Consider the following 14645-nt stretch of genomic DNA (forward strand, 5'->3'; position numbering starts at 1 on the left):
GGGGGCGCGTGCGGCTCACCGGTCGTCCTCCGTCGCCCGTTCCCCGTCCCGGCTCGGCCCGGACGAACCCCGGCCGGAGCCCAGCACCTCCGCCCACGGGTCCGCACCGGACCGCTCGGCCAGCCGGGCGAGCACCCGCCGCTCCTCCTGCTCCTCGCGGGCGTTCGGGGCGGTGACGACGAGGATCAACGCCACCACCGTGACGACGCTCAGCACGAGCAGCAGCGGCTCACCGAGGTCGGACGAGACAGTGCCGGGCAGTGGCCCGGTCGCCTCGGTGAGCTCCGCGCTGGTGCCCGCGATCACCAGGTAGTGCATCCCGCAGACCGCCGCGGCCTGGCAGATCGCGGCGATCGTGACGAAGACCCGGCCCTGTTGCGCCACCGAGGTCCACAGCGCGATGACGGACCCGGACAGCGCGACCACCACCGCCGCGCCGAGCACGGCGCGATCGAAGGTGAGGTCCGCGTGCATGCGCAACGCCGCCATCGAGCCGTAGTGCATCGCGGCGACGCCCAGACCCACGACCGTGCCCGCCAGGACGGCGCGGACACCGAGCGGTGCCCGCCCTCCACCGGCCAGGATGGCCAGGCCGAACCCGCTCGCGACGACCGCCACGCCGACGCTGAGCAACGTCAGCGGCCCGTCGTGCCGAATGGGTGTTCCGACGACCGCGAAACCCAGCATCGCCACGAAGTGGGCGGCCCAGGCCCCGGTGCCGCCCAACGCGAACGCTCCCAGCACGACCCATCTGGCCCGGGAGAACGCGGTCGGCCCGCGCCGCGCCCGTTTCAGCGACAACACTCCCAGCAGACAACCGACGAAACACATTCCGACGGCGAGCAACGGGAAAAGGGGGCCTTCGGAGAACGGGTCAATCTCAGCCACGGAAGAACCTTCCTTCACGCTTCGACACCTGCGCGCCCGAAAGAAGGATTACCGGACAACCGACCCCGCGACACGGGAACGGGGGAAATTCCGGTCGTTCCGGGGAGGAAACAACACTGCTGGCGGTACGTCCCGGTGGTCCCGACGACGTCCGGTCTCGCGGACGCCGCCGGGAGGGACGTGACCGGTGGGGGCGTCAGCCGACCCGGCCGGCACCGGCGCGGGCCGGGACCAGTCCGGGAACGGCCGAGGCCGGGTGGATCCGTTCGTGCCAACGGGGGACCCAGCCCACGTCGGCGGACAGTTCCGAGCCGTGCGCGAGGTTGTGCTCGGCACGGAGGTCGACGCGGCGGCGTCCGTCCTGGTCCTCCACCACGTCGCCACGCGTGCGGATGGCGGTGCCGCCCCAGTCGTAGACGACGTCGCCGGCGGTGAAGCGCTCACCCAACCGGAAGTAGTTGTTGTCGGTCACCACCTTCGACTCCACCCCGACACCGACGTGGTACCCGAGGCCGTCGATCGACTCGTAGTAGTTGTTGTAGACGTGCACCTGCCCGAACCGGACCCGGGGCGAACGCTCCAGCGTCTCGGAGAAGACGTTGTGGTGCAGGGTGATCCGGAGCTTCCCCCGATCCTCGAAGCGGCTGTTCGAGTTGCCGATCAGCATGGTCTTGTCGTGGTCTTGGAAGACGTTCCAGGACACCGTCACCAGGTCGGTCTCCCGCACCATGTCGAGCAGGCCGTCATGCCACTGGTAGGGGCGGCCGAAGTACCACGGCTGCGAACTGTCGGGGTACCGACCGTCGTGGAAGGTGTTGTGGTCGACCCAGACGTGGGTGGCGCCGTGCAGCTCGACGGCGTCGTACTCCGAGTTCCACTCCCCCGCCTCGTTGTCGGTGGGGTCCCAGGCCGGGAAGCAGTCGACCGGCGCCTCGAAGGTGATGTTGCGGATGATGACGTTGTCCGCGTCCCGCACCGAGAGGTTGAGCCCCCGGATCTCGGCGTCCGCGCCCAGGCCGACGAGGGTGGTGTTCGAACCGACCCGGACCTGGATGTGGTCCCGCTGGTTGCGCATCGACCGGTCGCGGGCGTCCTCCAGCGGACCGTGCGGCTCCTCCTCGTAGCCCCAGTGCTCCGGGTCGTAGGCGGCGAGGTAGTCATCGAGGGAGTAGTCGGGGTCGGCGAAGTCCGCGCAGCTCAGCGGCGTTCCGTCGTCCGCCTCGTGCCCCTCGATGGCCCCGTCCACGTAGATGATCTTCGGGGTGGGGCTGCCGCCGTCGAGCGCGGCGACCAGCTCGGCGCGGTTGCCCACGTGGAACACCGCGTCGTCCTCGGCCGCGGCACCACCGGTGGTTCCCCCCTCGGCGGCCGCCCAGCCGTCGCGCTCACCGAGCACCTGCCGACCGAGGTCGGGTGCCCCGGTGGTCGTGGTGTCGGCGACCGCGACGGGGGCGGCCAACGCGGCCGTGGCGATGACCGCTCCCGTCAGAACAATGGATCTTCGCACCCTGCGCTCCTTTGCGACCTCGGCTGCGGACCGTCTCCAGCCGCGCCGAACGAACATCCGGCACGGTTTCGGGACTCCTGCGGAGAACGCGAGTGCCCCGGGTCCTGACAGTCGAAAATAGTGCGGGAATCCGGGAAGTCAACGGTTTCCGGCAAGGTTGGGAAAACGCTTACTCGAAGCGCCGGAACCACCCCACGAGAGCCCTTCCCCTTCCGCCGAACAGCGGTACCGCAGCACCGCGAACACCCTTTCCACGGCCCGAACCCCGCCAGCCGGCGCGGGGAATTCCGGCGGTGGACCTCGAACGCCGCACCGGGCCGGGGCCGGCCTCCCCCGCCCGCATCGACCCGGCCCCCTCCGGCGGCCCGGCACCGCTCAGCGCAGCCACTCCAGGAGGGTCGCGGCGTCCCGGGCGAAGGCCGCCGGCGAGTCGTCCCGCACGAACTCCAGCAGCACGTGCCGCCGGGGTCCACCCGCCAACCGCTCGAGCACGGGAACCCAGTGGTCGGCCCGCTCGGCGAGCGGCAGCCGGTCGTGGAAGCCCCCCGGGCCCCAGGAGAACACGTGCGCGCCGTCGATCCGGTCCGACAGCGCCTCGATCTCCCGCACCGAGACCGCCGGGTCCGGCTCCGCGCCCGGCTGCCAGTAGGAGCGGACCTCAGCCGGGTCGAGCTCGTCGAACAGCCGTCGCGCTGACCCCGGGTCGTCGGTCAGGGTCCCCGGGTGGTACTCCACCACCACCCGGATCCCCCGGGCGGCCGCCACCTCACCGCACCGCCGGAGGTCGTCGACCACGGCCGCGCGCCGCTCCGAGTCCACCTCGGCCGAGCCCGCCACCCCGGCCCACACCCGGATCGCGGGAGCCCCCAGTTCCTCGGCCGTCGCCACGACCCGGGCGAACTCGCCCGGGTCGGTGTCACCAGCGCGGTAGTAGGAGCCGTACGCCTCGACCTCCAGCCCGGCGTCCGCGCACCGCACCCTGGCGTCGACCGCCCGGTCGAAGGCGCCGACGGGGACGTGGACGTCACCACCCCAGTGCACCGCCGACAAGCCGTTCGCCGCCGCGAGATCCACGATCTCGGGCACGCCGAGCGACCGGAAGGTGACCGACACCAGACCTGGTACGAGCACGAGCGACTCCCTGAATCCGGCCCCGCCCCGCCGGAGGCGGGAACGACGGGACGACGACCAACCGTCCGGAGCACCCTAACGAGCCACCCGCCCGACGCCGGGCGTTCCGGCCCGGCCGGAACGGGCCCCTCGGCCGGCGACCACCCGTCCGACGGACACCACTCGACGTCGGACGCGGGTCGCCCCGGTGCGGCGGGTGCGCTTCACCCCACCGGCACCAGAGGGCATGTCCCATATATTCGACGCTGTCCGGCTTCCCCGCCGGCGGGGGCGCCAGCCCCGAACCGACCTTCGAAGGGAGCGGCGCCCCGATGAGCGCAGCCGACGCGACGGACACCGCCGAGGGCACCGTCGGCACCGACCCAGCACCCGCCGTGACCGGACCGGCCGTGCGCACCGGCGCCCTCCTCGTCGCGGTCACCGTCGTCCTGGGCATCGCCCTCGACCAGCTCACCAAGTGGTGGGCCCTCGAGGCCCTCGGCGACGGCACGGTCATCCCGCTGCTGCCGACCACCAGCTTCCGGTTGGTCTTCAACCCCGGGGTGGCCTTCGGCATGGGCAGCGAGATCGGCCCCGCGCTGACGGTCGTGCTGATCGGAGTGGTGCTGTTCCTCATCGGCTGGCTGGTCATGCACGTCCGCAGGCGGGAGGGCCTGGCGAACCAGCTGCTGCTGGCCGTCGTGGTCGCCGGTGCCTGCGGAAACCTCGCCGACCGGCTGTTCCGCGCCGAGGACGGCCCGCTCACCGGTCACGTCGTCGACTTCATCGCCGTGGACTGGTTCGCGGTCTTCAACGTCGCGGACATCTTCACCACCTGCGGTGTGCTGGCCTTCGCGGTCCTCGTCTTCTGGCAGGAGGGCCGTCGGCCGGCCGACGGCGAAGCCGAGGGGGATGGCACGAGCGGAACCGGGACCGCCGCCAGGGGTGACGCGGACGGCACCCCGCCTCCCGCCACCCCCGCTCCCGGCGCGGAGCGGTCCGCCCTGGGGGGCTCGGCGAGCACGGACTGACCCCCTCGGCCCGCACGGTCACCACGACCGTGCGGGACGTGCCGGCGCGGCGGGGGTGATCAGGGCAGTGGGACCGTGTGCGCCTGCCCGTCCGGCCACTCCACGGCGACCTGCCCGCCCCGCTCGACGAGCGCGACCCGGGGAGGACGCCCGCCGTCGCCGGGCTCCCCGCGTCCGGCCCCTGGCACGGGCTCGGCGTCCCCCACCAGACCGACCACCACCCAGTACCACCGCCCCGGCCGCACCGAGGACGTGGTGGCGGCGGGCACCGCGTGCCGGGAGCCGAGCGCGGAACGGCCCTGCCCGGCGATCGTGCCCACGGCCCAGTCGGCGTCGGCGGGGCCCGGTCCGGCCAGCAGGCTGCGGAGACCTCCCGCGCTCGCCTCCACCCCCCCGGCCGTCCGCCGTTCGGTCGGCGCGGAGTCCCCGGCCACCGGCCACCCGGTGATCCGCAACCGGAGTGCCCCGCCGGACGGCGCACCGCCCTCGGGGCGATCCGTGCCCGGCGCGTCGACCCGGACCAACCGCACCTCCCACGGGCCGCGCACCACCGACCCGACCGTCAACCAGGGACCCGGGACCAGGTCACCGTCCTCCCCGCCCTCGACCGACGACCAGTGGGCCCGGTGGCGGGAGAACGCCGACAGGGCACCCCCGGCACGGACTCCCAGCGACTGGACGGGAGGCCGGTGGGAGGGCCGCCCCTCGGCGTCGAGCAGCACGACGGCCGAGTCCACCGGCTCGGCGACCAGCCCACGCCCCGGGCGCAGTCCAGTGTCGGGGTCCTGCACGGTCGCGGTCGCCGTGGAGAACCCGTAGGCGGTGTAGACGGGGCGGTCGACAGCGGGTTCGTCGGTCGCCGCGCGGTCCGTGCCGTGGTTGACCACCCGGACGATCCCGTCCGCGCTGGTCCCGGAGACCAGCCAGCCGGGGGCCGGCAGCGCACGGGCCACGTCCCCCCGCTCGATGGCCATCGGTTCCTCGACGGCGGTCCACACCGGGTGGTCCCCGGGCAACAGCAGCCCGGCCATCCCCTTGCTCGCCCAGTAGGGCGAACCGGGGCCCGAATACCACTGGGCCAGCGGCGGGAACGGGCCGTGCCACCCCGTCGTGAGCAGGTCGTCGGTGTCGAGCGCCCCCCGGTCGAGGAAGTACCGGACCGTGCCGCTCGCCCACCTCCGCAGCTGGCCGGCGGGCAACGGGGAGCAGTCGAACAAGGCCGCCGTCCACACCGGGGCGAGCGTCGCCCAGCGGTAGGTCAACGACCGGCCCTGGAAGAGCGGCGCCCCGTCCCCGCCCACCAGGGTGGCGTAGTCGCCGAGGAAGGACCGGAGCCGGTCCTGGTAGCGCGCCCGCAGCTCGGCCACCCCCGGCTCGGTGCCTCCCGACATCCGGCAGTACCAGAGCGGGTAAAAGTGGAAGGCCCAGGCGCAGTAGTGGTCGAAGGAACGGCGTCCGCCGTCGGTGTACCAGCCACCGCCCCGATGCCACGAATCGGTCATGGCGCAGTTGCGCTCGATGTCCTCCCGCGACCACGGACCGCCGACGGAGCGGAGGAAGGCCTCCACGATCGTCTGGAACCAGACCCAGTTGCTGTCGACCGGGGGCTCTCCCACGAACGGGGCGAACCAGGCCACCACCTGGTCCCGGACCCGCTGGTCGAGGCGGTCCCACAACCAGGGCCGGGTCTCGTGCAACGCGATCGCCACCGACGCGGCCTCCACCCTCGCCTGCCGCAGCTCGGTCAGCCGGGGCCACCGCTCGGGGTGGTCGGGATCGGTGCCGTTGGCCAGCCCACGGGCGTACCAGCCCAGCAGGTCGTGGGGGTCGGTCCCGCCCGCCCCGGCGACCCGGAAGGCCGCGGACAGGAACGTCCGCGCGAAGCCCTCCAACCCGTCGCTCCACTCCCCGGAGCGGGACGCCGTCCCGGGTAACCGGACGAGCGCGGACGAGGCCGAGGCGTGCGGCCGCACCGCGAGCAGCAGCCGATCAGCCAGGTCCTCCCAGTGCGCGCGTGTCCACCCCGTGTAGGGCGAGAGCGCGCGGTCCTCCCCGGTCAGCGACACGTCGACAGCCCCTTCCGTTTCGGTTCGGGCCACGGTAGCGACGAAACGCCGCACCCCACCCCCACCGGCGCTGACCGCATCCGGTCAAGGTCGATGACGTGATTGACGGAAAACGTTTCCATACTAGTTTTCCAGGCACGGGTCCGGCGACGCGGCCGCGCCCGAACCGAGGAGAACCGCGATGCGCGCTGACGTACCCCTGCGGGGTGGAAGCCGAACCACGACGACCACGGCCCTGCTCGCGAGCCTGGCGGTCACCGGAACCCTGGGCCTCGCCGCCTGCGGGTCGACCGCCGACGACTCCGGCACGGCGACCATCCACTTCACCTGGTACGGCAACGACGACCGGGCGAACGCCACCATGGAGGCGGTCGAGCTCTTCGAGAGCCGACACGAGGGCATCACCGTGGAGACCTCCTTCTCCGGGTTCGACTCCTACTTCGAGAAGATGTCGACCCAGATCGCCGGTGGCAGCGCACCGGACGTCCTGCAGATGGACGCCGGCTACCTGCGCGAGTACGCGGAACGCGGCGCCCTCGCCGACCTCGACGACTTCACCGGTGACGTCCTCGACATCGACGACGTCGACCCGGCCGGCCTCCGGTCCGGGGAGACCGGGGACGGGCGCTTCGCCGTCCCGCTGGGCCGCAGCACCCAGACCGTCGCCTACAACTCGCGGGTGTGGGCCGAGGCCGGACTCGAACCACCCGAGATGGGCTGGACGTGGGACGACCTGCGGGCGGCCGCCCGCACCATCAGCGAACACACCGACGGGGAGGTCCACGGGCTGACCGATCCCGGCTGGGCGATCGACTGGTTCCAGTTCTGGCTCCTCCAGGACGGCAAGATCCTTTACACCGACGACGGTGAAATCGGTTTCACCGAGGAGGACCTCGTCGACTACTGGACCTACACGCAGGAGATGCGGGACGAGGGCGCGGCGACCCCCGTGGAGATCACCACCCAGATCAGCGGGAACCTCGACACGTCCCCGCTGGCGTCCGGCACCGCCGGCGCCGAACTGAGCTACCTCGGGAGCTCGGCCGGGTTCTTCCCGATCCTCGGCGAGGAGATGGCCTTGGCGCCGTGGCCGAGCCGCAACGGCGAGTACGGGGCGTACGCCTCCACCTCGATCCAGATCAGCGTCAGCGCCGGCACCGAGCACCCGCGCGAGTCCGCGATGCTGGTGGACTTCCTCATGAACGACGTCGAAGCCGGCCGCATCCTGGGCACCACCCGGGGGACCCCGCCGAACGCCGAGGTGCGCGCGGCCGTCGCGGAGGACCTGTCCGGCGTTGAGGAGCTGCTCTTCGAGTTCGAGGAGAGCGTGTCCGACGCCCTCGGGGAGGCCCCGCCCCCACCGCCGCGGGGCTCCGGTTCGTTGAAGCGCAACTTCAGCCGGATCTACGACTCGGTCAACTTCGGCAACCTCACCGTCGAGGAGGGCGCCGCCCAGCTGATGACCGAAGCCCGCCAGCTGATCACCTGACCCGCCCCCGGCTGGCCACGGCCCCGGCGGGCCGAGGACCAGCACATCCCACCCGGTCCCACCCTCCCCCAGCCCCCAACGACGAGGAGCTGATCACCGATGACCGGTTTCGCCAGACGCACCTTCATGCAGGGCACCGCGGCGGTCGGAGCCGCCACCCAACTGCCGTGGCTGCTCGCCCCCCAGGCCACCGCCGCAGACGGTGAGGACGTCCCCGCCGCCAGACCCGCCCCCATCCGGTGGTTGGAGTCCACCCCCACCGAGAACGTGGGCAGCACCTGGGGGGTGTCCTGGCCGAAGGGAACGCTGCCCGCCGACCAGTCCTTCTCCCTCCGCACCGCCGGCGGCGACCGAGTCCCGGTGCAGACCTGGCCGATCGGCTACTGGCCGGACGGGTCGCTGAAGTGGTCGGCCTGCGCGATCGGCGCCGCCGCCCCCGCCGCCGAGGAGTACGTCCTCGAACCAGGGGCCGGCCTGGCACCCCGCACGAAGGTGCGGGTCACCGAACGCGCCGACCACGTCATGGTCGACACCGGGGTCCTGCGCTGCCGGATCAACCGCTCCGGCACCACCCTCATCGCCTCCATGAGCCGAGGGGGACGGGAGATCGCGCGGGGCGGGGAACTGGTCTGCCAGTGGCAGGACGGCGTCGAGGACTCCGAGGAGGGCAGCACCCGCCGGGCCAGGTTCGTCAGCCACATCGACAGCGTCGAGGTGGAACAGGACGGCCCGATCCGGGCGGTCGTGCGGATCACCGGCACCCACCGCGGCCAGCGAGGCCGCGAGTGGCTGCCCTTCACCGTCCGGCTCTACCTCTACGCCGGCGCCGAACACGTCCGGATGATGCACACCTTCGTGTTCGACTCCGACGGCTCCTCCGACTTCATCCGGGCCCTGGGCATCCGGTTCCGCGTGGTGATGCGCGACCAACCGCACGACCGGCACGTCCGCCTCGTCGGCGACGGGCACGGCCTGCTCTCCGAGGCGGTGCGAGGACTGACCGGGCTGCGCCGGGACCCCGGCCAGGAGGTGCGGGACGCGCAGGTGGCCGGACGGGCCACCCCGCCCGTCGACACCTTCCCCGACAACGTGCGGACCCGACTGCACCTGATCCCGACCTGGGGGGACTTCACCCTCGCCCAGCTCACCTCCGAGGGCTTCCAGATCCGCAAACGCACCAGCCCAGGGCACGCCTGGATCACCGTCGACTCCGGTCACCGGGCCGCCGGCTTCGGGTACGTCGGCGGGGTCAGCGGCGGACTCGGCTTCGGCATGCGCGACTTCTGGCAGAAGTGCCCCACCCAGCTGGACGTCCGAGGGGCCGCCGGGGACGAGGCCGAGGTGACCGTCTGGCTGTGGTCCCCCGACGCCCCGCCGATGGACGTGCGGTTCTACCACGACGGCCTCGGCATGGACGACTACCCCGAGCAACGCGAGGGCCTGGAGATCACCTACGAGGACTACGAGCCGGGTTTCGGCACCGCCGAGGGCATCGCCAGGACGAGCGAACTGATGTTCTGGGCGTTGGACGCGACCCCCGAGGCGGACCGCCTGGTGGCGATGGCCGACACCGTCCGCACGCCCCCGCAGCTGGTGACCACGCCCGAACACCACCACCGGGCCGGGGTGTTCGGCGACTGGGCCCCCGTCGACCGGTCCACCCCGGAACGCGCCGAGATCGAGGACCGGCTCGACTTCCTCTTCGAGTTCCACCGCGACCAGGTCGACCAGCACCACTGGTACGGGTTCTGGGACTACGGCGACGTCATGCACACCTACGACGGGGACCGGCACACCTGGCGGTACGACATCGGCGGGTACGCGTGGGACAACTCCGAACTCTCGCCTGACCTGTGGCTCTGGTACTCCTACCTGCGCAGCGGCCGGGCCGACGTCTTCCGAATGGCCGAGGCGATGACCCGGCACACCGGGGAGACCGACGTCTACCACTCCGGCCCCTACGCCGGGCTCGGCACGCGCCACAACGTGCAGCACTGGGGGTGCAGCGCCAAGCAGGTGCGGATCAGCACGGTCGCCTACCGGCGCTTCTACTACTTCCTCACCGCCGACGAACGCGTCGGCGACCTCATGCGCGAGCTCGTCGACGCCGACCGGACCTTCCTGACCCTCGACCCGATCCGCAAGATCCGCGAGGGCGAGTACGCCCCGGACCCGAACGCCCTCGCCATCGGCCTGGGCACCGACTGGGGGGCGCTGTCCGCCGCCTGGCTGGCCGAGTGGGAACGGGGCGGCGACGACACCTACCGGGACAAGCTGCTGACCAGCATGCGCACCATCGGGGAGCTCTCCAGGGGCTTCTTCACCGACGACGTCCGCTACGACATGGACACCGGGGCGTACAGCTCGGACTCCGACGTGGCCAGGGCCTCCCACCTCAGCGCCGTGCACGGCCTCACCGAGATCTGCTCCGAACTGGTGAGGCTCGTGCCGGAGGAGACCGGGTTCGCCGAGGCATGGTTGGGGTACTGCCGGCTGTACAACGCCTCGCGAGAGGAGCAGGAGGCCGAACTGGGACGACACCTGGGGAACCTCAACCTCCGGCAGGCGCACTGCCGGCTCACCGCCTACGCGGCGAACCGGCTCGGGGACGAGGACCTGGCCCAGCGCGCCAAGGAGGAGTTCTACCGGGGCGAGGCCGGCTACCCCCGGGACCTGACCTGGGAACGACGCCGCGTGGAAGGCCCGTCCGCGCTGAACCCGGTGGACGAGACCGACTTCGTGTCCACCAATGCCAGCGCCCAGTACGGCCTGGCCGCCATCCAGACGCTGGCCCTGGTACCCGACCGGTTCTGACGTCCACCGAACCCGCCCGACGGCGTCCCCGGGGCCTCCCGGGGACGCCGCGGACCACGCTGCCCCGCCCGCACCCACCCGTGCCCGCCGATCCACGGCCACCCGCCGCCCCTCGCCGCCGCCCCTCCTGGCGGGGTTCGGCGACCGGGGCACCACGAGCCGCCCGACGTCCGCCCCGCCCGGGGACGGGTAAGGACGGGTAAGGACCTCCCGGACCGCCGATCGTGGGCGGTTGCCCGATGTGCGGGCCCCCTCCTTACCCCCACTCTCGACGGTGGAGAGAGGGAGGTCATCACATGTGGGAGTCGATCGACACGCGCTGGCAGGAGGTCCGGGAGGTCCAGCGGGACCGCCGCGCCGAGGGGGCCTGGTACCGGACGAGGCTGCGGCCCAGCCGCCGACGCGCCCCCGAGTCCCCCGTCAGGGCGGACCGCCACGTCAGGGCGGCCGGCGACGAGGCCGGGACGACGGAGCGGCCCGGAGAGCCGACCACCGGTGAGGCACGCGCGCCCCGCCGCGCCCAGCCCGTCGCGGAGCTGGTGTGATCCCGGCCGACGGCGGCACCGGGGGCGACGGCGCGCTGCTGGTCCGACGGGCGGCGATGACCCTCCTCGCCAGGAAGGGGGCCGCGCGGACGCATCCGGCCGGTGTCCAGTGGCTCGGGCCGGCAGCGGATCGGGTGGAGAACGCGGGCGATGCCACCGCCTGGCCACCGCTGCGGCCCGTGGGATCATTCGACGTGTCTTTCGGACCGGTGACCCCGTTGGTCGCGCGCGTCGACGAGTTCGCCACGCTCCGCTCCGCCTGGCGCTCCGCCCAGCTGGGGAGGGCTGGCGCGGTCCTCCTCGGCGGGGAGGCGGGGGTCGGCAAGTCCCGGCTGCTCGCCGAGCTGACCGCGCTGGCCAACGCTGACGACGCGGTGGTCCTGGGCGGGCGCTGCCTCGACCTCGACAGGGCCGGGCTGCCCTACCTGCCCTTCGCCGAGGCACTGGGCCGCGTGGTGTCCGCGACCGGCGAACTCCCCGCGATCGCCAGCCGCCGCGCCGAACTCGGCAGGTTGCTGCCCGGCCTGGAGATCCCCCACGACACCGGCTCCGCTGACGGGCCACCGGAACGCCTCCGGCTCTTCGACGCCGTCCACGGCCTGCTGGCCGACCTCGCGAGCGACCGCCCCGTGCTGCTCGCCCTGGAGGACCTGCACTGGGCCGACGCCTCCACCCGGGACCTCGTGCGGTTCCTCGTCTCCCGACTCGGACACCAACGCCTCCTGGTGGTGGCCACCTACCGCTCCGACGACCTCCACCGGCAACACCCGCTACGGCCGGTGATCGGCGAGCTGTCCCGGCTGCCCTCCGTCCTCCGGATGTCACTGCGCCCGTTCACGCCCGCCGAGACGCTCGACTTCGTGCGCGTCCTGACCGGCGACCAGCTGCCCGACTCGGTGACCAGGGGAATCGCGAGCAGGTCGGAGGGCAACGCGTTCTTCTGCGAGGAACTGGCGGAGGCGTGCCGGGAACGCGGCTCTCTCGACAACGGGCTCCCCGCCGTCCTGAGCGACCTGCTGCTCGCCCGGGTCGAACGGCTCAGCGGCGACGCGCAACGCGCCGTCCGCGCCGCCGCGTGCGCCGAAGGCGTCACCACCTCCCACGCCGCCCTGGTGGCGGCGTCGGGGCTCGAGGACACCGTCGCCGAGGACGCGCTGTACGAGGCGGTGCGACAACACGTGCTGGTCGCGACCACCGACGGCGCCTACACCTTCCGCCACGCGCTCGTGCGCGAGGCCGTCTACAACGACCTGCTCCCCGGTGAGCGGGTCAGGCTCCACCAGGGTTTCGCCAGGGTCGCCGACGACCAGGGCACGACCACGGCCCTCGCCTACCACGCGCGGCAGAGCAACGACCTGCCCGTGGCGCTCGCCGCATCGGTGACCGCCGCCCGTGAGGTGCGGCGGATGGGAGCCCCCGGGGAGTCGCTGCACCACCTGGAACAGGCCCTCCAGCTCTGGGACCGGGTGGCGGAACCGGAACGGGTCAGCGGAGTCGACCACCTCGCCCTGCTCCGGGAAACCTCCACCACGGCCGAGAGCGCCGGCGAACTCGAACGAGCGGCCGCGCACGCCCGCGCCGCCGTCCGGGTCGCCGACTCCGCCGCCACCCCGGAGGCCCGCGCCGCGGCCCGGGCCGAGCTGGCGGCCCGGCTCATCCCCCTGGAGGTGCACGCCGCCGAGATCAGCACCGTGCTCGCCGACGCGTGGAACCTGGTAGCGCCCCGGGCGGCGAGCCAGGAACGGGCCGCGGTCCTCGCCCTGATGGCCCGGAGCTGGGTGTGGCTGCGGGAGGACGACATCGACCTCCCCGCGCTCCGACGGCACGCCGAGGACGCCATCGTCGACGCGGAGTCGGTGGGCGCCGAACAGGTGGCGATCGACGCCATGGTCACCCTCGCCGTCTTCGCCTCCATGGAACGGCAGGTCTCCCGGTCCCTGGCACTGGGCCTGCGAGCCGCGGAACGGGCCACCGCCATCGGCGCCCACCAGGTCGAACTCCGGGCCAGGAAGAACTACGCCATCCACCTCAGCTGGCTGGGGCACTACTCGGAGGGGCGGCACGCCCTGAAGACGATCACCCAGCGGAGCGAGGAGATCGGGGTGCTCTGGGGCGGGATCGCCCTCGACTGCTACCAGGACCTCATCCTGATCTCGACGTGGACCGGCCACTGGGAGGAGGCCCTGGCGATCGCCGACCTCAGCGACCGCACGCCCCCCGCCCTGTTCCAGCAACGACTCGACGCCGTCACCCTGCCGATCCTTTCCGGCCTCGGGCGCCACGACGAGTTCGACCGGCTGGCCGCCCGGCTCGACCGGGACAGCAGGGAATCGGTCACCCGTTTCCTCGTCCAGTACGGCAGGGCGGTGCACCTCCACTCCCTCGGCCGGCACCGCGAGGCGCTCCACCACGTGCGGCACGCCCTGGCCTGGATCTTCCGGATCGAACGGATGCACGTCAGCAACGCCGTCGGCTGCCTGCGGCTCGGGCTGTCCTGCTGCGCGGAACTCACCCAGGTGGCCCGCCGATCCGGGGACACCGACACCCTCGCCGAGATCCGGGGGCTGGCCGACGGGTTCATCGCCCAGGTCCGGGAGATCCGCGACGAACGCCCCGACCGGCCATGGGGCTCACCGGAGTCCGCCGCGCGGAGCACCCAGGCCGAGGGGAGATGGGCCGAAGCCGAGTACGGCCGGCTCCTGGGGCGGAACGACCCGGCGACCTGGCGGAGCGCACTCGCGCTCTCCGAGGGACTGCGGGCCTGGCAGGCGCACATCCGGTTCGGCCTCGCCCAGGCCCTGACCGCGCGGGGCGACCGGCCCGGCGGCGACCGGGAGGCCGCCGCCGCGCTGGCCCTCGCCGACGAGATCGGCGCGGCCCCGCTCCGCACCCGGATCGAACGCTTCCGTGCCGGCTCCCGGCTGTCGGAACCCGGGGAGGGGGCCCACGACGCGGCACCTGACCACCACCCCACGCCCCCGGGGACACCCGACCCCCTCACCCCCCGGGAACGTTCGGCCCTCGAACTGGCCGCGGCCGGGCTGACCAACCGCCAGATCGGCGAGGACCTGCACATCAGCCCCAAGACCGTGAGCGTGCACCTGTCGAGGGTCATGGCCAAGCTGGGGGCGACCAGTCGCACCGAGGCTGTCGCCCGCGCCTACGAACAAGGGCTGCTGACCGTCGAGAACTGAC

The 14645-nt window shown here is 72.9% G+C and carries 9 protein-coding genes; 5 read left to right on the plus strand and 4 right to left on the minus strand.

The window, feature by feature from the left end; genetic code table 11:
* Positions 1 to 15 precede the first annotated feature (15 nt).
* The 3 genes from C1701_RS15995 to C1701_RS16005 form a co-directional block, all read right to left on the minus strand.
* Positions 16 to 888 (minus strand): MHYT domain-containing protein, encoded by an 873-nt coding sequence (locus C1701_RS15995; protein ID WP_081715464.1) that lies wholly within the window; start codon positions 886 to 888, stop codon positions 16 to 18.
* A gap of 196 nt (positions 889 to 1084) precedes the next feature.
* On the minus strand, positions 1085 to 2395 hold the full coding sequence (locus C1701_RS16000) for a pectate lyase family protein (RefSeq protein ID WP_103056141.1): 1311 nt from the start codon (positions 2393 to 2395) through the stop codon (positions 1085 to 1087).
* A gap of 375 nt (positions 2396 to 2770) precedes the next feature.
* A complete protein-coding gene (locus tag C1701_RS16005; protein WP_103056142.1) occupies positions 2771 to 3526 on the minus strand; it encodes a sugar phosphate isomerase/epimerase family protein in 756 nt (251 codons plus the stop codon).
* Between the two features lie 311 nt (positions 3527 to 3837).
* Between C1701_RS16005 and lspA the strand changes: the two genes are divergently transcribed.
* On the plus strand, positions 3838 to 4536 hold the full coding sequence (lspA, locus tag C1701_RS16010; RefSeq protein ID WP_026419044.1) for a signal peptidase II: 699 nt from the start codon (positions 3838 to 3840) through the stop codon (positions 4534 to 4536).
* A 59-nt stretch (positions 4537 to 4595) separates the two neighbouring features.
* Here the strand turns inward: lspA and C1701_RS16015 are convergent, their stop codons facing one another.
* The gene (locus tag C1701_RS16015) at positions 4596 to 6635 is read right to left on the minus strand and encodes a DUF2264 domain-containing protein (protein ID WP_337661732.1); all 2040 of its coding nucleotides are present in this window, start codon (positions 6633 to 6635) and stop codon (positions 4596 to 4598) included.
* Between the two features lie 148 nt (positions 6636 to 6783).
* On the opposite strand from C1701_RS16015, the gene C1701_RS16020 reads away from it, so the two are divergent.
* The 4 genes from C1701_RS16020 (at position 6784) to C1701_RS16035 (ending at position 14644) form a co-directional block, all read left to right on the plus strand.
* Positions 6784 to 8091 carry an ABC transporter substrate-binding protein gene (locus tag C1701_RS16020; RefSeq protein ID WP_051314001.1) on the plus strand — a complete coding sequence of 436 codons (1308 nt, stop codon included), beginning with the start codon at positions 6784 to 6786 and terminating at the stop codon, positions 8089 to 8091.
* 99 nt (positions 8092 to 8190) lie between these two features.
* Entirely contained in the window at positions 8191 to 10905 is a 2715-nt protein-coding gene (locus C1701_RS16025) for an exo-rhamnogalacturonan lyase family protein (protein ID WP_103056143.1), read from the plus strand.
* A 296-nt stretch (positions 10906 to 11201) separates the two neighbouring features.
* Positions 11202 to 11450: a hypothetical protein gene (locus tag C1701_RS16030; RefSeq protein WP_026419048.1), complete on the plus strand. Its 249-nt coding sequence runs from the start codon at positions 11202 to 11204 to the stop codon at positions 11448 to 11450.
* Complete coding sequence (locus tag C1701_RS16035) at positions 11447 to 14644, plus strand: helix-turn-helix transcriptional regulator (RefSeq protein ID WP_103056144.1); 3198 nt, start codon at positions 11447 to 11449, stop codon at positions 14642 to 14644. The genes C1701_RS16030 and C1701_RS16035 overlap by 4 nt, the downstream gene beginning before the upstream one ends.
* The last annotated feature ends 1 nt before the right edge of the window (position 14645 follow it).

Source organism: Actinoalloteichus sp. AHMU CJ021, assembly GCF_002895405.1.
Classification (GTDB): Bacteria; Actinomycetota; Actinomycetes; order Mycobacteriales; family Pseudonocardiaceae; genus Actinoalloteichus_B; species Actinoalloteichus_B caeruleus.

Bases quoted from the DNA above. Each gene is read 5' to 3' on its own strand.
- lspA (WP_026419044.1), top strand. From the start codon at position 3,838: ATGAGCGCAGCCGACGCGACGGACACCGCCGAGGGCACCGTCGGCACC.
- C1701_RS16020 (WP_051314001.1), top strand. From the start codon at position 6,784: ATGCGCGCTGACGTACCCCTGCGGGGTGGAAGCCGAACCACGACGACC.
- C1701_RS16025 (WP_103056143.1), top strand. From the start codon at position 8,191: ATGACCGGTTTCGCCAGACGCACCTTCATGCAGGGCACCGCGGCGGTC.
- C1701_RS16030 (WP_026419048.1), top strand. From the start codon at position 11,202: ATGTGGGAGTCGATCGACACGCGCTGGCAGGAGGTCCGGGAGGTCCAG.